We start from the raw sequence: 25,753 nt of genomic DNA, 5'->3' as shown, positions 1-25,753 counted from the left end.
TATGTGTCGCATCGATATTATGCGCTTGCGTAAATAACGCTGCCGCCTTTTATGGTGTCAATGATCTCGCGAGACAACTTCTCTGGCAAAGCAGGGCAACCCCAACTGCGTCCGAGGTATCCATTCTTCTTGATGAAGGAAGGGTTTGCGTAATCGGCGCCGTGCACGACAATGTAACGCTCGCGAGCTTTGTCGTTTAATCCAGAGCTTAGCCCATCTAATCGAAGTGAATAGCCATTTGAGCCGTAGTAAGTGGTATCAGTCAAAAAAGTGCCCAATGATGTTTTTCGCGAGTTCACGACATTTGAAAACTGTGTCGCTGTTTTCTTTCCGCTATTCACGCCGTGAGAAACATACGTATTGTAGATTAGCTTCTTTTTATCTAAATCAACCACATAAAAACGCTTTTCAGTTGATGGTTTACTATAGTCGATGATCGTTAGTACCGACTTCTTTCTATCGGGTGTCTTCTGATAAGCGATGTAAGCGTCACTGAACAACTTAAAGTCTACTATGCCATCTAGCTTGGCTTGTTTAAACACATGTTCAGCTTGCTTTGGTCGTAAATGATCCCTGGGTTCGTTATCTGATTGTTTTGCAAAAGCAAAAGGTGAGACAGACAACAGCGCACATGTAAATAATAAAATTAACTTTTTCATCTTGGCTAAATAAAACTCTATGGTGTTACAAATTTACCGATTGCTTCATGCATTCGTTAAAACAACATGCACATCAATATAATTCTATTCCCAATGTTTCTTATTGCACGCTTAGGTGCTTGATATTGGGTTGACGATAAGTTTTCGAGTTAAAAACTAACTAATTGAAACTTATATAAAATATGAAGTTTAACGATGGTTTCTATAAACTTCGGCGTAAATAATATCTGATATATGTAATTAATAAAACTGTGTTTAAGGATATTTGTGAAGTTGCTAATTTATAAAAACGGCGTTTTATTTTTCGTACTTTAGAAACTCTTTTTATTTCAATGTGTTTTCTTTTTCTACGCTTTATCCAATACCTCAAAAGTTTGTGATTTAACTCGTAACAAATCGTAACGCCGAATCGTTATGTGTATAAATGCATTTATAATGTATGAATAAACAACAGGGTGGTAAGAAAAGGCAGTAAAACAACGGTGAATCGGTTGTTTTTAATTCACGATTGACAAAGCTAAGTCTAAGTCGTACAAAAATTGAACTTGTGAATGTATCGTTTAAGTGAGAGTGATGAGCTCGACAAAAGTGAAGTGATGCGTGCTATTGTTTATTCTCTAATTTATTCGATTACATAAGGAAGGGTACATAGTAAAAATTGAAAAAATAATTCTATCGTGTGGATTAAAATATATAAATAATAAAACTTAGAAATTAAAAGATAAGAACGCCAGATATTAATTCATTAAATTTTTGAACATGGAAGTAAACTCTATCTATTATGTTTGGTTTGGTTTGGTTTGGTTTGGTGTGAAAGCGCTCGTCTCATTAAGAAAAGCGCTCAAATTTATTTAAGGACGGTTATGACAGCATTTAATAAAGTGTTTATTGTCACTCCCAATGTTAATGATTTTGCAATGTTGCAAGAGTCGCCATTGGAAATGTCTCTTCAAGTAACGGCAAGCAAACCTATCCAACTCTATGGAGAGTCTGTTAAAGCCAGTTGGAAAAGTATTGATATTGAATGGTTAGACGTTAAGGGTGAAAAGCCATTACCCAGGCCTGATATTGCAGCATGGGGATCTTTTACTCTTGCTGTATCCGCTTCTATTGCGGATAAGCTCGATGTGTTGAGCGAGAATGTCGAATTTTTACCATTAAATCTACAAGGAAAGCCTTGGCGAGCATTAAACATTGTCACTCAAATTGATGCCATTGATACCTCTGCTACCGAGTATAATCTTCGTCATGGTAAGCTAAGTCGTGCTAGACCGTTTAAGAAACTCGTTTTGAATAGAGAAGCCGTTAATGAATCTGACTTGTTCAGAGTAAAAGGTGCTGGGCTCAGAACGTTTTGCACGGACAAAAAAGGTGGCTTGTACGATAGCGTCAAAGCGCTGAATTTGACCGGTTTGGATTTCAAGGAAGTGCTGGTTTAAAAACGAATAAATAGTGATTTACTCGACTAAAGTCATAGATATAGGTATGGGGGAACAAAAGCTGAGCATCTATCAATGAAGCTCATATACAACTAAATACAGCCGCCACAGTTGTGACTGCTGTACTTCTCCCCTTAACTTATGTTCTTGAAACCCTAATTGAGCTGACCATGGACGCATCAAATCGACTGTCGTCATTTGCCGATTGCCACCACAAGCTCAATTGTTCTTTAGTCATTGGTTTGCCAAATAAATAGCCTTGCATATAGTCGCAGCGGTATGCCGATAGCCATTCATGCATCATATTGTGTTCAATACCTTCTGCTGTAACCGTTTTATTTTGGGCATGGCATAGCTCAATAATAGGTTTGATCACATGGCCGTTATTGGTGTTCATCAATGTAACGAGGAACTCTCGATCAAATTTGATTTTTTGAACCGGATACTGAACGAGCTGAGTTAACGATGTGTAACCAGAACCAAAGTCATCAATTGCAAGACGGTAGCCACGTTTTGATAGCTCATCAAGTAGGGCCGTGCCTTGTTGTTCTGCGGCAAAGGTTTCGGTTATTTCTATCTCAATACATTCTGGTTTAACCTGGTGCAGTGTCGCTTGTTCATGGATGTAGTTTGCCATTTCTATCGAGTTTAGCTCCGCTGATGATAAATTGACCGAAAGAACAATGTCCTTACCGAAAATATTCCTTAATTGATGGTATTCCGCCGTTGCATTGGCGAAAACCCAGCGGTCAATTTTATCAAATAATCCGGCTTGCTCTGCAATTGGAATAAACTCCTTTGGAGGGATAGGGCCGATACCTTCGGCTTCCCAGCGCAACAAGACTTCTAACCCCTCAATTTCGTTGCTTCGATTGTTCATATAGGGTTGAAAAACAAGGTGGAATTCTTCCTCTACATTGCTTTTTCGGAGCGCACGTTCAAGTTGACTTCGTCTTTGAGACTCAATATTGAGAGCGGCTGAATAATAGGCGTATTGATTTTTCCCTGCCCGTTTTGCTTGATACATAGCCGCATCGGCACTGGAGAGTAACTTCGCGATGTCAGTACCGTCTTGAGGATATTGTGCAATACCTACGCTTGCCGTAACGGGAAATGAATTACTCCAAGATGAACTGAGATTACTAATCGGTTTTAGCAGCTCTGATGCAAGCAAATCAGGCAAGCGTTTTACCTCTTGATTTGAGCTCAGCAAAATTGCAAATTCGTCACCAGATAACCTGGCGGCAAAGCAGGGGCTGTTGTAATCGTGCGAGAACTTTTGACAGGCATTCTTGATGTGTGATGAGAACACTTTTAATAAGTTATCTCCCAATTCATGCCCGTATTTATCATTCACGTATTTAAAGTTATCAAGATCGACGTAAACAACCCACAGAAACTGCGAAGGGGAGATAAGTTCACGAGTGGCAAGCTCATGAAAACGATGGCGATTGGCGAGTTGCGTCAGGTGATCCGTTTCAGCTAGGCGTTTTGTCTTTTTATAGATGACATTAAGTTCCTCATACATATCAAAAAAGCGTGCAGAGAGGCGTCCTATTTCATCGTTTGTTTCTAGCTTTTCAATATTGTCACGTTGATTAGATTCAAGTTCGTTCAGCTGCTTATCAAGGCGAGAAACAGGGCGCAACACATAGCGGTACAACACCAAAATGATTAATGTGATGGTGAAAAACGCCGCTACGCCAAAGGAGAAAGCAAGTTCTAGCCACACTTTATCGACTTTATTCCACATTAAATATTCGGCAGGAGAAAGCACGGCATAAAAGTGCGGCAGCAGCTCAATGGTTTGAGCGAGAGGAATATCAAGATAAATGGGTTTGTCGGCGAAAGTAATCACGCTGTGTGTGTCAAACTCGATTTCATGCTTAATCTCGTTAAAGGCTTCAAGTGATACGGAAACTACCACAAAAAACACATTTTTCGAGTCAAAGCTCAAAGGGTGAGTCCCCGTTCTTTTGTCGACGACCTCATATTGAAGAAGAATGCTTTGTCCACTGGAGTTATAAATAAAGCCAGTGTGACTGAAAGCCTCTCTCTCATTGAAACTTCGTGATATGTACTCTAACACCTTTGGGTCGACCACGCCCGATGATTCGTAATATTTGTTTTCTGTGTAGTAGAGAAGGTTTTGTTTGCCGTCGAGGATCGCCATGCTCGCATCGCCTTTGTAACCATGGCTCAATACTTCAGCGGTCTCGTCTAATCGATTAAACAAGACTCGCTCACGATAGGGGTTGTTATGATTAACCAAATAGTCTTGTAATACATCACTTTTACTGAGCGTATAGGCATAGCTATTAAGAAAAATATTCGCTTGTCGAAACTGCCCGGCCAGCTTTTCCATCTGCAACTGAATATAGCTGTCTTCCCGCTTGATGAGCGTCACTTTTTGAATGCTATAAATAATATAGCTAGATACTAACGCGCTTAATAAGATCACTGGCGCGACAAGCAAAATGACTCTATTGCTTAACTTCATTATGGTTCTTAGTTTCCGTTTGTGTCCCTACAAACGTCGCGTACCAGGTAAGGTACTGAACGGATGATGTGTTTTGGCAAATTGTAACCAGATTGTAAGGTGAGCGTTCTCCAAAATCAGGCAGCTATCTAAGAATTGTGATGACGTGAAAGGTTTCGAGCTTATTAACTAGAGGTTTTCTCAGTAGTTGGACGTCTCTTTTCCTTCCTCCCTGTATAAAACCTAACCGTAATGACAGGGAAATACCATCATCGAAACGTTTCGATGGTAAAGTGTGACTCAAGTGCACTTTTCCTATTCAATGACAATTGAATTACAGATCATTCTCACACCTTATCGATCTCACACTGGTCAAATTGCGATGACGAATTATTATTTCATCGAAACGTTTCGATGAGTTTTCTGTTAATAACGAAAACACTTTAAGACAGGCGCTCATGGTTGTATGAACGTGTAACCGAAAGGTCGATGAGATGAAAAAAAGTACCCTAATTAACTCAGATATTTCTTACTTGGTGGCGACGCTAGGCCACACCGACGAGATCACTATATGTGATGCTGGTCTACCAATCCCAGAGCATGTTCAGCGAATCGATTTGGCGCTAACGCATGGGGTACCAAGTTTTCTTGATACTGTTCGCGTAATTCTATCTGAGTCCCAAATCGAAGGGGTCATCATTGCGGAAGAGTTCTCTGATGCAAGCCCAGTTTTGCATGAAGCGTTGCTCAACGAACTGAGCAAAGAGAGTGAAGAGACGGGCAAATCTATTGAGGTGAGCTACGTGTCACATGAAGCGTTTAAAGCACGCACGGCCCAAAGTCGCGCTATCGTAAGAACCGGCGAATGCTCGCCATATGCGAACGTTATTTTCCAAGCGGGCGTGGTTTTTTAAGCCAGAGATATTGAGGACAGATTATGACTCAAGCCATTCTACAACTAAGCGAAATTGAGAAGGCGTTTCCGGGCGTAAAAGCACTCGACAAAGCAAGCCTGAATGTTTATCCAGGCCGTGTTATGGCGCTGATGGGTGAAAATGGAGCAGGCAAGTCAACGTTAATGAAGGTGTTGACAGGCATTTACCACATGGATGCGGGGAGCATTCAATATCAAGGTCAGCCGGCGGCCTTTAAAGGTCCACGCGATTCACAGGAAGCTGGTATTAGCATTATTCACCAAGAGCTGAACCTGATTCCTGAACTGACGATTGCCGAAAATATTTACTTGGGACGAGAGTTCACCGGCTCCTTAGGGCGTATCCAGTGGGGCAAAATGTATGACGAAGCTGACAAGCTTTTAAAACGTCTCAATGTAAAGCATTCATCAAAAACATTGCTTGGCGATTTAAGCCTTGGTGAACAACAAATGGTGGAAATTGCAAAGGCACTTTCGTTTGAGTCGAAAGTCATCATTATGGATGAGCCAACGGACGCACTGACCGATACCGAAACGGAATCACTGTTTAAAGTGATTAATGAGCTCCGCGAGCAAGGATGCGGCATCGTATACATTTCGCATCGTCTTAAAGAAATCTTTGAAATCTGTGATGATATTACAGTGCTTCGTGATGGTAAGTTTATCGGTGAGTGCAAGGTGTCCGACACTGATGAAGATGGCCTAATTGAAATGATGGTTGGCCGAAAATTAGAAGAGCAATATCCACGTATTGATGTCCAACATGGCGAAACCTGTCTTGAAGTCATTGGTTTGACTGGGTCTGGCGTTCAGGATGTGAGCTTTACTCTCAAGCGCGGTGAGATTCTCGGAATTTCTGGCTTGATGGGCGCAGGCCGCACTGAACTCATGAAAGTCATTTACGGCGCATTACCTAGTGAGCATGGTGTTATCAATCTTGACAACAAAACTATTAACCCGGTTAGCCCGCAAGATGGCTTGGCAAATGGTATCGCTTACATCTCTGAAGATCGCAAAGGCGATGGTTTGGTTTTAGGTCTTTCAGTTAAGGAGAACATGTCACTTTGTTCGCTAAACCAGCTGACCAAAGGCTTCCAGATTCAACACAGCGACGAAGTGATTGCTGTGGAAGATTTTATTAAGTTATTCAACATTAAAACCCCAACGCGAGATCAAATCATCGGCAACTTATCTGGTGGTAACCAGCAAAAAGTTGCGATTGCGAAAGGGTTAATGACGAAACCTAAAGTTCTGATTCTGGATGAGCCAACACGTGGTGTTGATGTCGGAGCAAAAAAAGAGATTTATCAGCTCATCAACAAGTTTAAGGCCGAAGGCATGAGCATCATCTTGGTTTCTTCCGAGATGCCTGAAGTGCTCGGCATGAGCGACCGTATTTTAGTGATGCATGAAGGTCGTATCACTGGCGAATTTGATGCGAAAGACGCCGATCAAGAAAAATTACTCGCCTGTGCCGTAGGCAAAGAGATCAATGAGGAAGCAGCATGAGTACGAATACCATGAGCAAACCAACCGAAACTGGCAACAAGAAGTTGTTCACAAAAGAGTGGCTGATTGAGCAAAAATCACTGATAGCTTTGATCTTTCTGATCGTTGTTGTGTCATTTTTGAACCCGAACTTTTTTACGGTCGACAACATTCTCAACATTCTTCGTCAAACCTCCGTGAATGCCATTATCGCAGTGGGTATGACATTAGTTATTTTAACAGCAGGCATCGACTTAAGTGTTGGTTCGGTATTGGCATTGTGTGGTGCCTTTGCGGCAAGCATGATTGCGCTTGAGGTTCCGGTGCTGGTGGCGGTTCCAACTGCTTTAATCGCAGGTGCAGCGTTAGGTGCGATCAGCGGTATCATTATTGCGAAGGGTAAGGTGCAGGCATTTATCGCTACGCTGGTTACCATGACGTTACTACGTGGTGTGACCATGGTGTACACCGAAGGTCGACCAATCTCGACAGGCTTTACTGACACCGCGGATGCGTTCGCATGGTTTGGTACTGGCTACGCGCTAGGCATTCCAGTTCCTGTTTGGTTAATGGTGGTTGTGTTCGCTGCGGCTTGGTATTTACTTAACCACACGCGCTTTGGTCGCTATGTTTACGCACTAGGCGGCAATGAGTCTGCGACTCGCCTATCAGGTATCAATGTAGACCGAGTGAAGATTGGTGTCTACGCCATCTGCGGTATGTTAGCAGCGCTTGCAGGTATTATTGTAACGTCTCGTCTTTCTTCGGCGCAGCCAACAGCAGGTATGGGCTACGAGCTAGACGCTATCGCAGCGGTTGTTCTTGGCGGTACCAGCTTGATGGGTGGTAAAGGCCGTATCATGGGTACCTTGATTGGTGCGCTGATCATCGGTTTCTTGAACAATGCACTTAACCTACTTGATGTTTCTTCTTACTACCAAATGATTGCAAAAGCAGTGGTTATCTTGCTTGCGGTATTGGTAGACAACAAAAACAAGTAATTCATAACAATCTGTATATATAACAGTGAATACAAACCGAGTCAGGGGACGTGTACTGGCTCACCCTACACAAAGGACTAGAACGATGAAAAAACTTGCAACTCTTATCTCTGCTGCACTTCTTTCTTCAACCGTATCGGTAGCGGCGCAAGCTCAAGATACCATGGCGATTGTGGTTTCGACGCTAAACAACCCGTTCTTCGTAACGATGAAAGACGGTGCGGAAGCAAAAGCGAAAGAATTGGGGTACGACTTAATTGTACTGGACTCGCAAAATGACCCGAGTAAAGAACTGTCGAACATCGAGGATTTAAGTATTCGCGGCGTAAAAGCAATTCTTATCAACCCAACGGATTCTGATGCAGTGTCTAATGCAATTCGTATGGCGAACCGTTCTAAGATCCCTGTGTTGACATTAGACCGTGGTGCAAGCCGTGGTGAAGTTGTGAGTCACATCGCGTCGGACAACGTAATTGGTGGTGAAATGGCAGGCCACTACATCATGGAAAAAGTCGGCGAAAAAGCAAAAGTCATTCAACTTGAAGGTATTGCGGGCACATCGGCAGCGCGTGAGCGCGGTGAAGGCTTTATGAATGCCGTGAAGGGCAGCGATATGGATCTTCTTGCTAGCCAACCAGCTGACTTTGACCGCACAAAAGGTCTAAACGTAATGGAAAACCTGCTAGCGGCTAACCCGGATGTACAAGCGGTATTTGCACAGAATGATGAAATGGCGCTAGGTGCACTTCGCGCAGTTCAAGCTTCTGGCAAAGATGTCGTTATCGTTGGTTTTGATGGTACGGAAGACGGCATTGCAGCAGTTAACCGTGGCAAACTAGCGGCAACTATTGCTCAGCAACCAGACCTTATCGGTGCTTTAGGTGTTGAAACGGCTGACAAAGTTTTGAAAGGTGAAGAAGTAGAAGAGTACATCCCAGTACCACTAAAAGTAGTCACTAAGTAAGTTTCAAGTTCCAATAAATCATCCTAATTTTTGCTCTCTCCTCCGTTTATATCTGTCGTTTAGGAGGTGAGGGCAAACTTACCCAAAATACTGCAAAGTGTGGGGTATAGATGCCTTTGGTTTTTTATCGAGACTCCTTCGTCAGGAAGAGAAGTTAAAGTCATCTAATGTATTTTCCTAAACAGTTTTTAAAAAGGGTTCATTCAGAACCGAGGATAACCGTATGAATAAGTTAGTGGTGTTAGGTAGTGTAAACGCTGACCATGTTCTTCAAGTGCCTTCTTTCCCTCGCCCAGGCGAGACGCTGCATGGTCGCAACTATCAAGTTATCCCAGGTGGCAAAGGTGCCAACCAAGCCGTCGCGGCGGCGCGATTAAATGCAGACATCGGTTTTATCGCTTGTGTGGGCGACGACTCATTCGGCATTAACATTCGCGAAAACTTCAAAATGGACGGCATCGATATCACTGGTGTGAAGATGCAGCCAAATTGCCCGACAGGTATCGCGATGATTCAAGTGTCGGACAGTGGTGAGAACAGCATTTGCATTTCAGCTGAAGCGAACGCCAAACTGACAGCAGAAGCGATTGAGCCAGATTTAGAGCGCATTCGCCAAGCAGATTACTTGCTAATGCAATTGGAAACGCCGATGTGCGGCATTGAGAAAGCTGCGCGTGTAGCGAAAGATGCCAAAACCAATGTCATTTTGAATCCTGCGCCAGCTCGCGAACTGTCAGATGAATTACTGTCTTGCATTGACGTGATTACACCAAATGAAACGGAAGCTGAAGTTCTGACAGGTATTACTGTAACAGACAACGAAAGCGCGCAAGAAGCGGCGAATGTGCTACATGGTAAAGGTATAGAAATTGTCATGATCACACTCGGTGCAAAAGGCGTTTGGTTAAGCCAAAACGGTCGAGGCGAAATCATCTCGGGTTTCCGCGTTGAAGCGACGGATACTACCGCTGCGGGCGATACATTTAATGGGGCATTCGTCACTGGTCTCCTAGAAGATTTACCTTTAGAATCAGCGATTAAGTTTGCACATGCGGCGGCTGCAATTTCTGTGACCCGCTTTGGCGCGCAAACGTCGATTCCAACCCGCGAAGAGGTGGACGCGTTTCTCGCGGAACAATAAGGCGCACAACGCCTCATTAAAATAGGAGTAGTAACATGGCGACGATGAAAGACATCGCAAAACTGGCAGGGGTTTCCACTTCAACAGTGAGCCATGTTATTAACAAGACGCGTTTTGTGAGCGAAGAGATCTCTGAACGCGTTAACAATGCCGCAAAAGAGCTTAACTACTACGCGCCCTCTGCGTTGGCGCGTAGCCTCAAAGTCAATCGTACCAAAACCATTGGTATGCTCGTGACAACCTCAACCAACCCATTCTTTGGCGAAGTCGTAAAAGGCGTCGAACGCAGCTGCTACCAAAAAGGCTACAGCCTCATTTTATGTAACACCGAGGGTGATAACGAACGTATGCGTCAATCCATTAATACGCTATTGCAAAAGCGTGTCGATGGTTTGATCTTGATGTGTTCGTCGCTAGAAGGAGAGCGTATCGATGTATTTGAGCGTTACCCAGATATCCCAGTAGTGGTAATGGACTGGGGGCCGATGCTATTTACAAGCGATAAAATCCAAGACAACTCACTTCGTGGCGGTTACTTAGCGGCGAAATACTTAATTGATTGCGGCCATACCGAAATTGGGTGCATCACTGGCCCTTTGATTAAACACCAAGCGCAAATGCGATACGAAGGTTATAAGCGAGCAATGAACGAAGCGGGCTTGGAATTTAATGCCAATTGGATCATTGAATCGGACTTCGAGTGTGAGGGTGGGTATCAAGCGTTCAAAAAAATGGCTCAGCGTGGCGCATTACCTAGCTCGATTTTCGTCTCTAACGATATGATGGCGATGGGGGTGATTAACGCCGCAAATGAGCTCGATATTAAAGTGCCGGACGACCTGTCCATTATTGGTTACGATGACATCCATATCGCGAAATTTATGTCGCCATCGCTAACTACCATTCATCAGCCTAAGTACCGTTTGGGGCAGGCTGCCGTTGAGACTCTTGTCCGAAAGTTGGATGAAAAGTCAACAGAGGCACAGGTCGTACAATTAGAACCGACTCTAGTGGAACGAAAAAGCGTCAAGAGGTTAAAGTCAAACGTCACTGAATGACGTGTGATGTTGAGCTAAAAAATTAAAAAAGTCGTTTCTCTTTATACGATAAAGCCTTACTATCGTCGTTGATTATAAATAAAACTATTAATTGTTGTCTGGCGGATTAGTTAAATGTTATCAAAAGGTTACGCTAAGTTATCTGTAAAACACCCTTGGTTTCACCGAGTTAATGTTATTACAGTTGTATTGATTTTTTTTGTGAGCTGCTATCAGCTACTGGTTAATGAAGCATTTGAGTACGCAATTGGCTTTATTATTACACTTTTGGCGTCAGCTTTATTTGCATCAGCTTCTGCATTCAAAAAACGCTATCTAGGCTTGGATTCATAGGCACGTCTATTTCCAACATCGTTCAATAGCATCATTTATTGCTTTCAAGTAAACATTGAACTGAATTATGATCGAGTGCATCAAGAGGAGGACAAATGTCCTCCTTTTTGTTGGGGATCACGCTCTAATATAAGCGTATTCCAAACAAAATAATAAAGGACATGTTATGGACCTCTTTGCCTTACTCGATATTAATAATACTCTCGTTAACATTCCGATCGGCGACGGCTACGCAATGAGTTGGATCGAAGCTTTCGGTACCGTTTTTGGACTGCTTTGCATTTGGTTTGCCAGCCAAGAAAAAACCATCAACTACTTATTCGGTTTGCTGAATGTCACGCTTTTTGCCGTTATCTTTTTTCAAATTCAGTTATACGGATTATTGCTTCTTCAATTGTTTTTCTTCTGTGCGAACATTTACGGCTGGTATGCGTGGACCCGCCCAAATGCACAAGGTGAAACGCTGGAAGTTCGCTGGTTAAATAAACAGAAACTTATTACTACTGCCTCTATTAGCGTTGCATGTATCGCATTATTAACGATCTATATCGACCCATTTTTCTTTGCGCTAGCAAACATTGCTGTTGATAGCTTGAATCTCTTTGGTGCTGGCTTGGCTGAACCGGTGCTTGAGCCTGACGCGTTCCCGTTCTGGGATGCAACCATGACAGTACTTTCTGTTGTTGCACAAATTCTGATGACACGTAAATACGTCGAAAACTGGATTCTATGGGTTGTGATTAACATTATCAGTGTGGGTATCTACGCGACGCAAGGTGTTTACGCAATGTCTGTTCAGTACGCGATTCTTATGTTCATCGCTGCCAATGGCACGCGTGAGTGGGCTCGTAGCGCTAAGCGCAATGGCGATAAAACCTTAGCGCACGCTGCTGCGTAAGGAACGAAAAATGGCCAAACAACCTCATATCGGAGTGGATGAAACACAAATCTCTCCCCTCGTTATTGTATGCGGCGAGCCAGATCGAGCGAATCGTATCGCGGCATTATTTGATGATGCAGAAATGGTGTCGGAAAACCGCGAGTACCGTGTGTTTACCGGCAACTACAAAGGCAAGCCTGTTTCAGTGTGTAGTACAGGTATAGGTGCGCCATCGATGATCATCGCAGTGGAAGAGCTAAAACAGTGCGGTGTGACTCATGTGGTACGCGTTGGATCGGCGGGGGCAATGCAATCAGGCATTCATATTGGCGAGTTGATCATTGCCGAAGGCGCGGTAAGAGATGAGGGCGGCTCTAAAGCGTATGTCGATTCGTCTTATCCAGCCTACGCAAGCTTTTCACTGTTAAAGGAAGTTGAGCGTTACTTGTCGATGCAAAAAGTGCATTATCATTTTGGTGTGGTGCGTTCTCACGACAGTTTCTATACCGATGACGAGGATGCAATATGCCAACATTGGAACAAGAAAGGCATCTTAGGTGCAGATATGGAAACCTCTGCGCTGTTTACGGTCGGTCGACTACGAGGCCTTCATGTGGCTTCGATATTAAACAACGTGGTGCTGTATCAACAAGATGTGAAAGAAGGGGTTGGTCAGTACGTTGATGAGGCCAAAGTAATGATGCAAGGTGAGAAGAGTGCCGCGATTACGGCATTAGAAGCCTTGGTTGCTCAGCGTTAGCCAGTCTCTATCTCAGTAAGTCACATAAACAGAATAGATGTAAAGCGACAGGTCACTGTCGCTTTTTTATTTGGAGTTACGGGGTACAATCCACCTTAAATAGTTGTCCGTAACTTTTTCTGAGAGAGCAGAAAATGAAAATCAGCCCTTATCCGACTGGTCGCTTCAAAACATACCTTGAAGAAAAGAGTGCCACCTTTCGCGATTTGATTTATCAATGCCAAATAAATTCGCGTTACTTTGATGCTGGGGAAGCAATTCTCCGCCAAGGTGAGCAACTTCAGTACTTGTATGTTGTGCCAGTAGGTCGAGTCTCGATGAACATATTGGCCGCAAATGGACGACGTTTTAAATTAGGGGAAGCTAACTGCGACTATCATATTTATGGTGAAATGGAGTTCTTCACTCAGACCCCTTGTCAATGGAATGTGATAGCAGATGAACATATGCAGGTTGATGTTATCTGTATCCAAAAACTAACCGAAGCACTGCAAAATCATCCCCAAATGATGGTGTTCTTCGCTTCAGCATTGGCTGAGGATTATCAAGACTCCATGGATATCTACACTAATCGTTTGTTGCATCCCATTACTTACAACATTGCCTATGATCTTCTCGTCCGTAATCAGACGGATAAGTTGCTTGGTGGTTTTGATAAAGTGAACCAAGAGGCTGAGCGGTTTGGCACCTCAGGCCGAGTCTATCGACGTGCAGTTAAGGACTTGATTGAAAAGGGATTGATTACAAAAACGGACAACGGTTTGGAGATTATTGATGAGCTGGCACTCAAAGCGTTTATTGAAGCGCATGAATGATACGCCCAGGTATTGAAACTGATGGGTTTTATAAGTCTTTGATATATCTAAGTCTTGAGTAAACGTAACTAATGTAAAGTACCTTAAATTTTGTTGAATGCATTAAAGAGTAGCGTTATATTGCGAACGAGTATGATAATAGATCTCATTAAGGCTTAACAAAATGAAAAAATTCGTCGGTGCGGCTATGCTGTCGTTATTTACTGTTTCTCCTTCTTTCGCTGCTAAAGTTGTGATTGACCACTACATGGGTCAAACAGAGCTAGAACAATCCCCAGAGCGTGTGGTTGTGATTGGCTTTGGCCCGCTAGATGCGCTGGACAACTTTGGTATCGATCCCGTTGCAGTATCTAACTCGTCTAATCTTCCTAGTTACCTTTCAAAATACAGCAAAGATAACTACACCTCTGCGGGTAGTTTGTTTGAACCTGATTTTGAAACCATCTACATGCAAAAACCGGATTTGATTTTGGTTGGTCCGCGAGCGTCTGCGAAATATGAAGAGCTGAGTGAAATTGCCCCTACAGTTGTTTTTGCGGCGAAAGAGAACCAAGGCTATTGGGAAGGCACGCAAGCGCAATGGCGAAATATTGGTAAGATCTTCAATATCGAAGAAAAAGTAGAGCAGAAAATTGAAGCGCTAGATGCTCAATTCAAAGCAATCCGTGACTACAACCAATCGAACAAAAATGATGCACTAACGATTTTAAGCATGGGTGACAACATCAGCGCGTTTGGTGCCCAGTCGCGATTTGGCGTCATTTATAACGACTTTGGCTTCTTGGAAACGGTTGAGCACGTGAAAACGGGCACTCACGGAGATGTCATTTCTTATGAGTTTATTCGTGAAGCTAACCCGAAAAATATTCTCGTGGTTGACCGTAATTCTCTGACAGGTACGCCGGATAACGATATTCGTAAATCCATGGATAACGACTTAGTCAAAGCGACCGCAGCATATAAAAATCATAAAATCACTTATTTAGATGTGGACGCGTGGTACTTGTCGATGTCTGGTGTGACAGCAACAGAAAAAATGGTCAGTGAGATAAAGCAAACCGTTGAACTGTAATCCAAGATAGCAGAGGTTAACTTTGAAGAAGTTATTGCTAACCCTTGTGGTTTTAAGCACGGTTTCGTTATTTGTTGGGGTGGCAAACATGACGCCCCAACAACTCTTTTCAGGTGATGAGAAAGCATTAGAGCTTTTCTTTACTAGCCGTATACCACGTTTATTTGCCATACTGCTTGCTGGTGCTGGCTTGAGTATTGCGGGTCTTGTCATGCAGCAAATCAGCCAGAACCGATTTGCTGCACCTTCTACAACTGGTACGATCGAATGTGCCATGCTGGGCTACGTACTGAGCGTGGTTTTCTTTGGTAACGACAATCACCTTTTGCTCGTATTCGGCATCTCGGTATTTGGGACGCTAGCGTTTGTTTTCTTTATTCAGCGCATTCAATTTAAGAGCGTGGTTTTTGTGCCTCTTGTCGGGATTATTTTCGGCAATGTCATCCAATCCATGACTACGTTTATCGCTTACAAATATGATGCACTTCAAAGTCTGAATGCTTGGACAGTCGCAAACTTCGCCAACATCTTGCGTGGTGATTTTGAACTGCTGTACATCGCGGTACCAATGGTTATCCTCAGCTATCTTTTTGCCGCAAGGATCTCTGCCGTAGGTATCGGAAAAGATTTCGCGATTAACTTGGGTTTGAATTATCAGCAGGTTGTGACGATTGGCGTGCTATTGGTATCCATCATGTCAGCAAGTGTCGTGATGATTGTTGGCCAGTTGCCATTCTTAGGGCTGATTGTACCGAATCTCGTGAGTCACTTTTATGGCGATAACCTCAAAAAGAACATTCCGCTTACGGCCATGTATGGGGCCATTTTAGTGTTGTGTTGCGACTTGGTGAGTCGTTTAATTATTTTCCCTCATGAAATGCCAATCTCTATCGTGATCAGCATATTGGGTGGCGTGGTATTCATCGCTATGTTGTTGCGAGGTAAGCAACATGCGTGATTCAACGAAAATCCTGCTGCTAGGTGGCATTGCGATTCTTTTCGCGTGTCTGTTTATTGGTATTGGGCTAACGGCTGACAACTACCAATATTTTTTGTCTCGTAGAGTTCCTAAAGTATTGGCGATAGTGCTAGCGGGTGTGGCCATTGCTCAGTCTTCACTTGTATTTCAAACCATTACGCACAACCGAATTTTAACGCCAAGTATCATGGGTTTTGATGCGCTGTATGTGTTAACCCAAATTTTGATCGTGTTGATTTTTGGTGGGTTGAGTACCTTAGTTCTTAACTTGTACGTCAATTTCGCGATTGCAGTAATTGTAATGGTGTCGTTTTCGCTACTGCTGTTTGGGTTTTACTTTTCAAAAGGCAGCAAGAACTTGATTACGTTGCTATTGGTCGGCTTGATCTTTGGTCAGCTATTTTCCAATGCGGCGTCATTCTTTTCTTTGCTGATGGACCCAAACACATATGCAATTGTTCAGTCGAAACTGTACGCCAGTTTCAATAATGTCAAAGTGAACTTGGTTTACTTTAGTGCTCCGGCTTTGATGTTTGCATGTTGGTTGTTGTTTAGGATGCATCGCACTTTAGATGTGTTTTGGCTCGACCAAGACAATGCGAAAAGTTTGGGTGTTGATGTACCTAAAGTGACGAGAAATGTGTTTATTATCTCGGCGGTTTTGATTGCTATTTCTACGGCTTTGGTAGGGCCAATCATGTTCTTTGGTTTACTAGTGACCAACTTAAGCCGAGAAATGTTCCGAAGTTACCAACATAAAACGCTATTGGTCGGATGTTCGTTTCTATCCATCAGTTCATTACTTGCTGGGCAATGGATAATCGAAAACGTGTTCAGTTTTGAGACGACGTTGAGTGTCGTAATTAACTTTATCGGCGGTGCGTATTTCTTATACCTGCTGCTGAAAAACAAAGTTGTATAAATATGATAGTAATAGACAAATTAACGAAGGCTTTCGGTTCAAACAAAGTCGTAGACGAGGCCAATACTCAGTTTGAAAAGGGCAAGGTAACATCGATTATCGGTCCAAATGGCGCGGGAAAGAGCACGCTGTTATCTATGGCCTCGCGCTTAACGGAGCGAGATGGCGGTAGTGTTATCATTGATTGCAAGGAAATCGCGGAATGGGACACAAAAGAGCTAGCGAAAAAACTGGCAGTACTTCGCCAAGCTAACTCGATTACAATGCGGTTTACCGTAAAAGAGTTAGTCTCTTTTGGTCGTTTCCCATACTCTAAAGGAAATCTGACTAAAGAAGATCATGAGGTCATAGAACAAGCGATCGACTACTTAGATTTGCAAGATATTCAAGACAAATACTTGGATGAATTAAGTGGTGGTCAGCGACAGCTTGCATTTATTGCTATGGTGATTGCACAAGATACAGATTATGTCTTTCTTGATGAGCCTCTTAATAACTTAGATATCAAACACTCTCTTCAGATCATGAAAGTTGTGCAGCAGTTAGCCCATGACATGAATAAAGCCATGGTGGTCGTGATTCATGATATTAATTTCGCGGCGTGTTACTCAGATGTCATATTGGCGCTTAAGAAAGGCAAGGTTGTGGCGAGTGGTGCGGTTGAAGAGGTTATTCAAGCGTCTACGCTAGAGGACATCTACGAAACGCCATTTAACATCATAGAGTTAAACGGTAAGCGCATGTGTACTTATCATTAAGCGAGCTAGTTCGTTTTTAACGAGATCAATAGATAGGCGGGCTTACTTGGTGAGCTCGTCTATGATTGGGCATCGGCTCTCTGCATCTCCAGGACAAGAAGAAACCCAACCTTCAAGTTGCGTTTTGATCTCCATGAGGTGTGCAATTTTTTCTTCAACCTCTCTCAGTTTGTCCATGGTTCTTGCTTTTACTTCGCTACTTTTGCGGTTGGGGTTATGAGCAAGTTGTACGAACTCTTTGCATTCTTGCAACGAAAAGCCTGCGCTTTTTGCGCGTGATACCAAGTTAAGCTCTTGAATATGATTATCTGAATATTCGCGATAGCCAGAGTCGCTACGCGCTGGTGGAGATATGATCCCTTTGTCTTCATATAATCGAATCGACTTAGATGAAAGCCCTGTGAGCTTCGCGACAGCACCAATATTCATGTTTAACCTCCATAACGTTTAAGGCGAGTATATACCGATGTTGTGGATAAGACACTCCTAAATAACAGTCAGTTACCTAGAGTCCCCTTACTCTTTAATCACTTCATGTGGTGGCACACCAAATGCCTTTTTGAAGGCATAAGTGAAGTTAGAAGGGTGGTGGTATCCGGCTTCATAGGCGGCTTCTGTTATCGTCACTAGGCCACGTTCCAAATGTTGCCTAGCAATCTCAAGACGTCGAAAACGAATGTAGCCGTTTATGGTCATATTAAGTGATTGTTTAAATCGGCGCTGCAGGTTTGAAACACTCATTGAGAATTGGCTCGCCAACTTTTCCAAGCGTAGTTCTTGATCAAGGTGAGTTTCAATATAGCTGACAATATCCTCAATCCGACCATCAATGTGTCGTTCAATACTGCTGTTTTTAGCACTGAAATTCTTAGGAATTTGCTTGGTGGCTTGATGTAATATTTGATAGATCAAGCTTTCGACTTCTAGCTTCTCTTGGAACTCTTGCGGTGTTTCTCTATTTGTTAACGTTTCAGCCAGTTCGCATAGCGTCTGGTTAAGCTCCAACTGTTGAAACGCCTGATGAGAGTTAAAAAAGGCTCGATGGCTACAATTTTGCTCAAGGCGGGCCTCTAGCCATTGGGGCTTAACCAATATGTTGATCTTATTAATGAGGTTATCTTTGAGCAGTGAACGACGAAAATTTGCAGGTTTGAGTAAGTTCACCACTACACCCTTAGGGCCGTCGCTCGCGTCTAAATCAAATTGCAAATCGTCGTAGCCAAACGAGAGTCTACCTTCTAAAAGAATAGTGACCAGCAGTGAGGCGTGTGCAGTAGAAACAATATTCGAATCAATAAGTTCTAGACAACGCCCGCCATGAACAAAAATTTGATCATTGTACTGATATGATAGGAACTTACCTTCGGCCAGTTGAGTTTGACAAGGTTGGCCTTGCGTGACAATCCATTGTTTCTCTGTCGCCTCTAGTCTTTGGGTTAAAGCTATCTTGGCAATTTTAGTTCGTTTTGTTGTGACTTCCTGCATTTGACACTTCCTCATAACACTTGTGCGATTTCGCATAACCAAATCGCCTTTGTATTTATAAAACTCATGCTTATTATACCTGAGAATTATTATCATTAATATTTAGGAATTAAGTTATGGAAAGCCCTGCTTGTTCACCTATCAAGCTTTCAAGCCTTTGCCTTGCAGTGGGAATGGCGCTATCAACCCCTGTTTTAGCTCAAGATACTGAGTCACATTTTGAAGAGGTCGTTGTATGGGGAACGAAAGTTTCCAGCAACACTGAGTCGATGTTTGCGGACGACATGTCACTGAAGCAAGCGGATCACATGTCTGATTTACTGCGCGATATTCCCGGTGTAGATGTTGGTGGAACACACTCTGTGAATCAACGTATTACGATTCGTGGTTTGAGCGAAACCGATTTGGACATTCGTCTTGACGGAGCTTCTCAGCATGCGAGTATGTTCCATCATATTGGTAACTTGACGTTGAACCCTGACATTCTCAAATCTGCGGACATTCAGGTAGGTAATAACTCTGTGACTCAAAACGGGTTAGGCGGTTCGGTCTACTTTGAAACGAAAGACGCTCGTGACTTACTTCGTTACGATGAAAAGTTTGGTGCGCGTGTTTATGGCGGCTATGCATCCAACGACAACCAACAAGGTTCGTTGACACTGTACGGACTTTTGTCCGAAAACATTGATGCGATGGTCTATGGCCATTACGTTACACGTGATGATTTTGAAGATGGTGATGGCAATAAAACCTATGGTGCTGCAGGTGATGTTTACAACATTCTGGCTAAGCTGGGGTATGAACTAAATGACATCCATCGTTTTGAGCTCTCTTATGACATGTACCGAGACAGTGGAGATTACAGTCCGCGTCCTGATATGTCGGGTAGTGCAAATAATAGCCTGTCGAGCAAGTTACTTATCCCTACGGATTATGACCGCGATACCGTTACCTTGAGTTACGAGTTGCGAGGCGAACAACACCAAGGAAACGTCACTCTTTATAATACCGAGACAGAAATTAAACGTGACGAAACGGTGATGGCCCCTCGTTGGCCCTCGAACCGTTTATCAAAGAACACCGCCAAAAACCAAAACTTTGGTTTGAATGGCAAATTCCAGTCAGATGTTATGTTAGGTGAGTTTGATAATCGAGTCACTTATGGCTTCGACTACATGGATAAAACGTCTTCGAGTTACTACGGTAGTCGTAAGTTTATGGACGAATCGGCGATTTCAACCGCACTGTTTGTAGAAGATCAGTTCTTCTTCTCTGATGCCTTCTTTATTACCGCAGGTATGCGCTTTGATGATTACAAACGCAAAGCTGAGACAGGAACCAGTAATTATGATGATGTGACTTGGGCTCTAGCAGCAGAGTGGGCGGTGACTCAAGATTGGACGTTGTTTGCGAGTGCACGTTCTCTATTTAAAGGTCCAGAGCTAATGGAAACCTTTATTGCTTACCAAGACGTTGCATTTTTAGAGGATGGGTTAAAGCCAGAAACGGGATTGAACACGCAGGGTGGTGTTCGTTTTGATAAAACCTTTGATAAGCATTTCTTTGGGGCGAATATTACGGCATTCCAAACGGAAATTGATGATTACATTGCAGATCAGTACCAAAACGCGACTCAAACTTACCTGATTTACAACTTAGGTGATGTTGAGATTAAAGGCTTTGAGGCAAGTGCTTCTTATGGTTACGACAAGTTTAACAGCAAACTTTCTTACTCTAAGTCGGACACCAAAAACAAGAATACTGGTGGTCCTGTTGCTGGGGGCAATGGGCGTAGCATTGATATGGGTGATAGCATTGCTCTAACTTTGGATTACCAGTCAGACGCTTTAGAAACGATCTTCGGGTGGAACTCAATGTTTGTTCTAGAGGAAGACAACGTCTTTGATGGTCAGCCAAAGAAAGCAAGTTATGATGTGCATAATCTATACGCTCAATGGGTGCCGTCTGATATTGATGGACTGTCGGTGACCTTTGGTATTGATAATGTATTTGACGAGTTGTACAGCTCTCATGCGTCTCGTTCGGGTACTGCACGTGGCTTCACGCTTGATGACTACGAGCCGGGTCGCAACTTCAAGCTCTCTGCAGCTTATCAATTCTAACAAGGTTCTTCATAGGACGTTTCAAAGTAACGAGTAAGTTCATGATTAAAGAAAGCACCCGAATAGATAGCGAACACGCTGACAAATACTTAGTGACGCTTTGTCGGCATTTTGGACGAAAAGTTCCTGCTACTTGGAATGAAAATAGCGGTTTGGTGACATTTCCGACGGGAAAAGCGGAGTTTAACCTTTGTGCATCTAGCTTAACTATAACCTGTGAGGCGGATTCAGAAGAGAAACTGAATACGGTTAAGGCGATCATTTCATCGCATGTGGACATGTTTTCTCGTCGAGAAACATTAGCACTTAGCTGGGTTCGTTAGCGCTCGTTTAAGGATGCTGTGATAGAAAGGGAATGTTAAAAGCAAAAGCCCGCAATCTTATGATTTGCGGGCTTTTATTGTTTGAATGCTATTGCGCTTTCTCAGGCTCTAGGCTTTTTTTTTCCTGCTGCATTTTTGCTAGGAAGTAGATGTTAACGCAAGCTATAAAACCGTTAGTTAGTACTACAGGCCAAGAATCAATCATTAGTCCGTAAGCAGTAAATAGCGCACAACCAATAAAGTTAAGGATACGAAGCTTAACAATATCTTTCATAGTTAGCGAAATAGCGACCATGATTGAAGCTGCATAACCTAAAATCTCAACCATATTCATGTCCATTTTTTGACCCTCTTAAAATCTGCCGAATTTTGTCGGTACCAATTCTTCTCATCTTGAGATTAATGAGGAAGCTCCATGCCTCGAATGGTCTTTTTTTGTTGTATGGACGCACTATATCAATGGAAAAACCGTGATAAAAGCCTCAAATCAAGGTTAAGAGAAGGTTAGCGATTACGCAAACGTTTAGGACTGGAATTACTGATAATTTTACTTATTGTGTTGATTGATAATAACGATGACATTAATAGCTCAAACACCATTGAAAGTAAGGGAATATTTACATATGATTGAAAATGATAATTATTTTCAAGTGCTGTGTTTATGTATTTTATTATTAGCTTGCTCGTGTTTTTTTTGCTGTATATCAGAACAAAACCGAACTCGTGGTGTGCGGGGATTCATATCGTAAGCCACATTTTTATCGTTGCATTTTGTCCTGCAATTTATGTTGTTCAATATTTAATCGTTACGTTTTTTTCGTCACCGATATTGATTAAGCTGTCATCACGCTCCGGTGTATACAACATTCTCATTGCTTTTCTTCCATTATTGATCGCAACCGGCAGTCTGGCGTTTAACTGAATGATTTCATCTCTCTTCTTTTCTTAAAACAACTACACTTAATTAGAATAAGGTATCAATTTCATATAATTATTCGATATCTACGTGTTAGCACATGTGTCACATTTCTGTGACTACGAGTAAGTTTTACTTATGTTGCTCGGTAGTAGGGTATTTATCGATTGTTTAATGATTCAATACTTAGTTTAATCGCATAAAGGTGTGCAGTATGCCGCACTAAATTAATAAGAAATTATCTAAAAAGGTTAATGGGAAACGTAAGCCATTAGCGGAGGTCAGATGAGTACGCACACGGTACCGCAGAGCGCGATTGTAAATGCTGTCAAAGGTGAAGTTTTGGTTTTGGGCCTGGATGGAAACGTTAAGGTCATAAAAGCGGGGGATGAGTTAAGACCTGGCGAGATTATTATCACAGAAAATAATGCTTCTCTCGACGTACAGATAAATAATGAGCTTTATCTGGTCGATGCAAATTGTGTTGCTTGTCTTCCTTTGCCTTCTTCTGAATCACTAGAACCAGTATTGGTACAATCTCCAGTTAATGGCTTGGTGACTTTTGACCCAACGGCTATTGGAAGTGCTGACTTCGACGCCAACGATATTGCCGCTATCCAGCAAGCTATTTTAGACGGAGCTGACCCTACCGCTATCTTAGAAGCAACAGCTGCTGGCGCAGGTGCTGAAGGCTCGGCTAATGCTGGCTACGTGACGGTTGAATATAATAACCCGGAAGTACTCGCGTCTACTTTTTTTGAAACGTCTGCGACTCGCAGCGGAGAAGATGATCGCGACGAAGATGACGGTTTGAATGTCACGATCTTTGCTGATGGTGGGCAGTCACTGCAATCTAGCGTAACAGAAGGCTCAATTTCTCTATCTAGCTACCCGCAAACCATTTCTTCTAGTGTGCTGGTTGAAGCAGGGGATCTCGCACTTGATACTGCTTCATTTGTACCTGAAACGTCCTCATTAGAGTCTTTGTTAACCGAGTTAAATAGTGACATTACCTCTGGTGGTCAGCCAGTAGCGTTCGTTTACGACGAAGCGCAAAATGCCATTATCGGCACTCAAGGTGGTAACGAAGTGCTTCGTATCGAGATCGAAGCGACATCTTTAGGCCGTGATTTAGAGTTAGAGGTCGTTACCACGATTAGCCAGGGTATTGACCATGTGGCGTCCATCGCTGATGGCCAAGTATCTATCGTCGGTGATCAAATCAATATCGCTTTTGATATTACTGGCGCAGATATTGGTGGGAACAGCATTCAAGCGCCTATTGATTTTACGACAACCGTTATTGATGGCGATGATCCTGCGCCGCAAAACGTTACTTTTGAAAACGTTGAATCTTCTTCTACACCAATCACTGGCACCTTTGTTGATATTGGTAGTGATCAATTGGCAACGGTCACGTTTAATCAAGAAGGACTTAGTCAGTTCGATGGCCTATTGAGTGATAATCAGGCGACAGAAGCGGTACTCTCTGAAGACGGCAGTACTATCACCTTGTCCATTGCTGGCTCGAATGAAACCGTCTTAACCATCAGTCTGAATACTGATGGTACCTACCAATTTGAGCAATTTAAGCCGTTAGAACAAACAAACGGTGAAGATACGATTGAGCTCTCTTTGCCAACCACAATCGTCGACTTTGACCAAGATACAGCAAGCAACACCTTTACGATGACCATCCTTGATGGCGATAATCCAGTGATTGAGAACGTGACGGGATTGTCTTTAGACGAGGCGGGTGTTGACCAAGGTTCACAGGAAGGCGCGGTAGTAACAAGTGGTACTGGGGCGATCACGACAGCGGTCGGTAGTGACATCATTGATCACTATGAGTTGGAACCTACAGAGTTCAATGTTGGTGGAGAACTCCAATCTCAAGGGCAGGTTGTTCAACTAGAACTAGCGTCCGAGAGTAACGGCGTACGTACTTACGAAGGCTTCATTGAGCTGGATGGTGTGCGTATTACCGTATTTGATGTGGCGATTGATGCACCTGCATTGGGCGAATACCAATTCAACTTGTATGAACAACTTGACCATACGGGTGCTAACGATGACTCGCTCACTTTCTCACTGCCAGTTTACGCGGTAGATGCGGATGGTGACCGCTCCTCTATTACCGAAGGTTCGAACACACCAGAAGCTGCGCAAATTGTCATTCAAGTTCAAGATGACGTTCCTTCGATTGATGGCGTTGATGCGCTAGCCGTCGATGAAGACGATTTATCAAGCATTGGCTCCGATCAAAGCGACTCTGTGTTCGCGCAAGGTAGCTTCACGACGACTCAGGGCTCAGACCGTGTTGTAAGTTATCAATTAGAGAGCGGCACTGATCCACTCAATGGGTTGGAATCGCAGGGGCGATCTATCTCTCTGACGGAAACAACCAATTTAGATGGCAGCTTTACCTATTCTGCAACGGCAGAAGGGGACGCTATTTTCACCTTACAAGTTAACCCTGACGGTACTTATTCGTTTACCCTTGAAGGTCCAATCGATCATGCTGTGGGTAGCGATAGCTTAACTCTAGACTTCACTATTGTCGCAACGGACTTTGACGGTGACACCAGCTCACTTGTTCTACCGGTTACCATTACTGATGATGTGCCAACTATTAATGACGTTGTCGCTCTTAACGTCGATGAAGATGACTTAAGTTCGGTAGGCTCAGACCAATCACAGCCAACATTGGTTGAAGGTCAGTTCACGACGACTCAAGGTTCTGATGGCGTCGTACAGTATCAGTTGGATGTAAACGCTGATTCTTTAAATGGCCTGCAATCTCAAGGTCAAACCGTTTCCATTGCCGAAACGCAAAATGCAGATGGCAGTTACACCTACAGCGCAACGGCAAATGGCAGTGCAGTTTTCACATTAATTTTGAATACCGACGGCTCGTACAGTTTTGAGCTGCAAGGTCCAATTGACCATGCGGCAAATAGCGACAGCTTAACCCTTGATTTTAGCGTTATTGCTACAGACTTTGATGGTGACACAAGTCAAATCGTATTGCCTGTTACCATCGTGGATGATAAGCCAACTATTACCGATGTTGATGCGATTACTGTTGATGAAGATGATTTAGGCACGATTGGTTCGGACCAGACTGACCCGATTTCTATTGATGGTAACTTCACCACCACACAAGGCTCTGACCGAGTGGTGAGCTATCAGCTTGACGCGTCTGCAACACCAGTAGCTGGCCT

At 43.2% G+C, this 25,753-nt stretch carries 22 protein-coding genes; 17 read left to right on the top strand and 5 right to left on the bottom strand.

Annotated features, from left to right (window positions below; genetic code table 11):
• Positions 1–17 precede the first annotated feature (17 nt).
• Positions 18–659, bottom strand: coding sequence for a murein L,D-transpeptidase catalytic domain family protein (locus R7E42_RS01990; RefSeq protein ID WP_033906463.1), 642 nt, complete (start codon positions 657–659; stop codon positions 18–20).
• 863 nt (positions 660–1,522) lie between these two features.
• Here R7E42_RS01990 and R7E42_RS01985 point away from each other — a divergent pair.
• Positions 1,523–2,098 carry an imm11 family protein gene (locus tag R7E42_RS01985; RefSeq protein WP_053349404.1) on the top strand — a complete coding sequence of 192 codons (576 nt, stop codon included), beginning with the start codon at positions 1,523–1,525 and terminating at the stop codon, positions 2,096–2,098.
• Positions 2,099–2,237: 139 nt separating this feature from the next.
• On the opposite strand, the gene R7E42_RS01980 is transcribed toward R7E42_RS01985, so the two are convergent.
• Entirely contained in the window at positions 2,238–4,598 is a 2,361-nt protein-coding gene (locus tag R7E42_RS01980; protein ID WP_318072291.1) for an EAL domain-containing protein, read from the bottom strand.
• A gap of 473 nt (positions 4,599–5,071) precedes the next feature.
• Here R7E42_RS01980 and rbsD point away from each other — a divergent pair, with 473 nt between their 5' ends.
• The 13 genes from rbsD (at position 5,072) to vctC (ending at position 17,682) form a co-directional block, all read left to right on the top strand.
• The gene (gene rbsD, locus R7E42_RS01975) at positions 5,072–5,491 is read left to right on the top strand and encodes a D-ribose pyranase (protein WP_005382620.1); all 420 of its coding nucleotides are present in this window, start codon (positions 5,072–5,074) and stop codon (positions 5,489–5,491) included.
• A gap of 23 nt (positions 5,492–5,514) precedes the next feature.
• Positions 5,515–7,020, top strand: coding sequence for a ribose ABC transporter ATP-binding protein RbsA (gene rbsA / locus R7E42_RS01970; RefSeq protein WP_005373147.1), 1,506 nt, complete (start codon positions 5,515–5,517; stop codon positions 7,018–7,020).
• Positions 7,017–8,000, top strand: a complete 984-nt coding sequence (rbsC, locus tag R7E42_RS01965) for a ribose ABC transporter permease (protein ID WP_318072290.1) — start codon at positions 7,017–7,019, stop codon at positions 7,998–8,000. Before rbsA ends, rbsC begins: the two co-directional genes overlap by 4 nt.
• A gap of 85 nt (positions 8,001–8,085) precedes the next feature.
• Positions 8,086–8,964, top strand: coding sequence for a ribose ABC transporter substrate-binding protein RbsB (gene rbsB / locus R7E42_RS01960; RefSeq protein WP_005373143.1), 879 nt, complete (start codon positions 8,086–8,088; stop codon positions 8,962–8,964).
• Between the two features lie 223 nt (positions 8,965–9,187).
• A complete protein-coding gene (gene rbsK, locus R7E42_RS01955) occupies positions 9,188–10,105 on the top strand; it encodes a ribokinase (RefSeq protein ID WP_047101385.1) in 918 nt (305 codons plus the stop codon).
• Between the two features lie 35 nt (positions 10,106–10,140).
• A complete protein-coding gene (locus tag R7E42_RS01950; RefSeq protein ID WP_025767871.1) occupies positions 10,141–11,163 on the top strand; it encodes a substrate-binding domain-containing protein in 1,023 nt (340 codons plus the stop codon).
• A 499-nt stretch (positions 11,164–11,662) separates the two neighbouring features.
• Positions 11,663–12,394, top strand: coding sequence for a nicotinamide riboside transporter PnuC (pnuC, locus tag R7E42_RS01945; RefSeq protein ID WP_025767870.1), 732 nt, complete (start codon positions 11,663–11,665; stop codon positions 12,392–12,394).
• Positions 12,395–12,404: 10 nt separating this feature from the next.
• Positions 12,405–13,136, top strand: coding sequence for a nucleoside phosphorylase (locus R7E42_RS01940; RefSeq protein ID WP_171344892.1), 732 nt, complete (start codon positions 12,405–12,407; stop codon positions 13,134–13,136).
• A 134-nt stretch (positions 13,137–13,270) separates the two neighbouring features.
• Entirely contained in the window at positions 13,271–13,951 is a 681-nt protein-coding gene (locus tag R7E42_RS01935) for a Crp/Fnr family transcriptional regulator (RefSeq protein WP_318072289.1), read from the top strand.
• A gap of 163 nt (positions 13,952–14,114) precedes the next feature.
• Positions 14,115–15,023 (top strand): siderophore ABC transporter substrate-binding protein, encoded by a 909-nt coding sequence (locus tag R7E42_RS01930; RefSeq protein WP_005376635.1) that lies wholly within the window; start codon positions 14,115–14,117, stop codon positions 15,021–15,023.
• 22 nt (positions 15,024–15,045) lie between these two features.
• Positions 15,046–15,981 (top strand): ABC transporter permease, encoded by a 936-nt coding sequence (gene vctD / locus R7E42_RS01925; RefSeq protein ID WP_213899165.1) that lies wholly within the window; start codon positions 15,046–15,048, stop codon positions 15,979–15,981.
• Positions 15,974–16,924, top strand: coding sequence for an iron chelate uptake ABC transporter permease subunit VctG (gene vctG, locus R7E42_RS01920; RefSeq protein WP_005376631.1), 951 nt, complete (start codon positions 15,974–15,976; stop codon positions 16,922–16,924). Before vctD ends, vctG begins: the two co-directional genes overlap by 8 nt.
• 2 nt (positions 16,925–16,926) lie before the next feature.
• On the top strand, positions 16,927–17,682 hold the full coding sequence (gene vctC / locus R7E42_RS01915; protein WP_017635379.1) for an iron chelate ABC transporter ATP-binding protein VctC: 756 nt from the start codon (positions 16,927–16,929) through the stop codon (positions 17,680–17,682).
• A 42-nt stretch (positions 17,683–17,724) separates the two neighbouring features.
• Here the strand turns inward: vctC and cueR are convergent, their stop codons facing one another.
• Together cueR and R7E42_RS01905 are read right to left on the bottom strand one after the other, a co-directional pair.
• A complete protein-coding gene (gene cueR, locus R7E42_RS01910) occupies positions 17,725–18,111 on the bottom strand; it encodes a Cu(I)-responsive transcriptional regulator (RefSeq protein WP_005376627.1) in 387 nt (128 codons plus the stop codon).
• A gap of 87 nt (positions 18,112–18,198) precedes the next feature.
• A complete protein-coding gene (locus tag R7E42_RS01905) occupies positions 18,199–19,167 on the bottom strand; it encodes a helix-turn-helix domain-containing protein (RefSeq protein ID WP_053307613.1) in 969 nt (322 codons plus the stop codon).
• A gap of 116 nt (positions 19,168–19,283) precedes the next feature.
• On the opposite strand from R7E42_RS01905, the gene R7E42_RS01900 reads away from it, so the two are divergent.
• Entirely contained in the window at positions 19,284–21,290 is a 2,007-nt protein-coding gene (locus R7E42_RS01900; RefSeq protein ID WP_318072288.1) for a TonB-dependent siderophore receptor, read from the top strand.
• 41 nt (positions 21,291–21,331) lie between these two features.
• The gene (locus tag R7E42_RS01895; protein ID WP_005376622.1) at positions 21,332–21,613 is read left to right on the top strand and encodes a DUF2218 domain-containing protein; all 282 of its coding nucleotides are present in this window, start codon (positions 21,332–21,334) and stop codon (positions 21,611–21,613) included.
• A gap of 88 nt (positions 21,614–21,701) precedes the next feature.
• Here R7E42_RS01895 and R7E42_RS01890 read toward each other — a convergent pair whose 3' ends face one another.
• A complete protein-coding gene (locus R7E42_RS01890) occupies positions 21,702–21,953 on the bottom strand; it encodes a YgjV family protein (RefSeq protein WP_005376619.1) in 252 nt (83 codons plus the stop codon).
• A gap of 861 nt (positions 21,954–22,814) precedes the next feature.
• On the opposite strand from R7E42_RS01890, the gene R7E42_RS01885 reads away from it, so the two are divergent.
• Positions 22,815–25,753: retention module-containing protein (locus R7E42_RS01885; protein ID WP_318072287.1), on the top strand; the 2,939-nt coding region annotated here is incomplete at its 3' end.

Source organism: Vibrio sp. Vb1337 (assembly GCF_033338715.1).
Lineage (GTDB): Bacteria > Pseudomonadota > Gammaproteobacteria > Enterobacterales > Vibrionaceae > Vibrio > Vibrio alginolyticus.
This window is presented reverse-complemented; position numbering and strand designations above follow the sequence as displayed.

Excerpts from the sequence above, each read along its gene's own strand:
- R7E42_RS01990 (WP_033906463.1), bottom strand. The coding sequence starts at position 659 with ATGAAAAAGTTAATTTTATTATTTACATGTGCGCTGTTGTCTGTCTCA.
- R7E42_RS01985 (WP_053349404.1), top strand. The coding sequence starts at position 1,523 with ATGACAGCATTTAATAAAGTGTTTATTGTCACTCCCAATGTTAATGAT.
- R7E42_RS01980 (WP_318072291.1), bottom strand. The coding sequence starts at position 4,598 with ATGAAGTTAAGCAATAGAGTCATTTTGCTTGTCGCGCCAGTGATCTTA.
- rbsD (WP_005382620.1), top strand. The coding sequence starts at position 5,072 with ATGAAAAAAAGTACCCTAATTAACTCAGATATTTCTTACTTGGTGGCG.
- rbsA (WP_005373147.1), top strand. The coding sequence starts at position 5,515 with ATGACTCAAGCCATTCTACAACTAAGCGAAATTGAGAAGGCGTTTCCG.
- rbsC (WP_318072290.1), top strand. The coding sequence starts at position 7,017 with ATGAGTACGAATACCATGAGCAAACCAACCGAAACTGGCAACAAGAAG.
- rbsB (WP_005373143.1), top strand. The coding sequence starts at position 8,086 with ATGAAAAAACTTGCAACTCTTATCTCTGCTGCACTTCTTTCTTCAACC.
- rbsK (WP_047101385.1), top strand. The coding sequence starts at position 9,188 with ATGAATAAGTTAGTGGTGTTAGGTAGTGTAAACGCTGACCATGTTCTT.
- R7E42_RS01950 (WP_025767871.1), top strand. The coding sequence starts at position 10,141 with ATGGCGACGATGAAAGACATCGCAAAACTGGCAGGGGTTTCCACTTCA.
- pnuC (WP_025767870.1), top strand. The coding sequence starts at position 11,663 with ATGGACCTCTTTGCCTTACTCGATATTAATAATACTCTCGTTAACATT.
- R7E42_RS01940 (WP_171344892.1), top strand. The coding sequence starts at position 12,405 with ATGGCCAAACAACCTCATATCGGAGTGGATGAAACACAAATCTCTCCC.
- R7E42_RS01935 (WP_318072289.1), top strand. The coding sequence starts at position 13,271 with ATGAAAATCAGCCCTTATCCGACTGGTCGCTTCAAAACATACCTTGAA.
- R7E42_RS01930 (WP_005376635.1), top strand. The coding sequence starts at position 14,115 with ATGAAAAAATTCGTCGGTGCGGCTATGCTGTCGTTATTTACTGTTTCT.
- vctG (WP_005376631.1), top strand. The coding sequence starts at position 15,974 with ATGCGTGATTCAACGAAAATCCTGCTGCTAGGTGGCATTGCGATTCTT.
- vctC (WP_017635379.1), top strand. The coding sequence starts at position 16,927 with ATGATAGTAATAGACAAATTAACGAAGGCTTTCGGTTCAAACAAAGTC.
- cueR (WP_005376627.1), bottom strand. The coding sequence starts at position 18,111 with ATGAATATTGGTGCTGTCGCGAAGCTCACAGGGCTTTCATCTAAGTCG.
- R7E42_RS01905 (WP_053307613.1), bottom strand. The coding sequence starts at position 19,167 with ATGCAGGAAGTCACAACAAAACGAACTAAAATTGCCAAGATAGCTTTA.
- R7E42_RS01900 (WP_318072288.1), top strand. The coding sequence starts at position 19,284 with ATGGAAAGCCCTGCTTGTTCACCTATCAAGCTTTCAAGCCTTTGCCTT.
- R7E42_RS01895 (WP_005376622.1), top strand. The coding sequence starts at position 21,332 with ATGATTAAAGAAAGCACCCGAATAGATAGCGAACACGCTGACAAATAC.
- R7E42_RS01890 (WP_005376619.1), bottom strand. The coding sequence starts at position 21,953 with ATGGACATGAATATGGTTGAGATTTTAGGTTATGCAGCTTCAATCATG.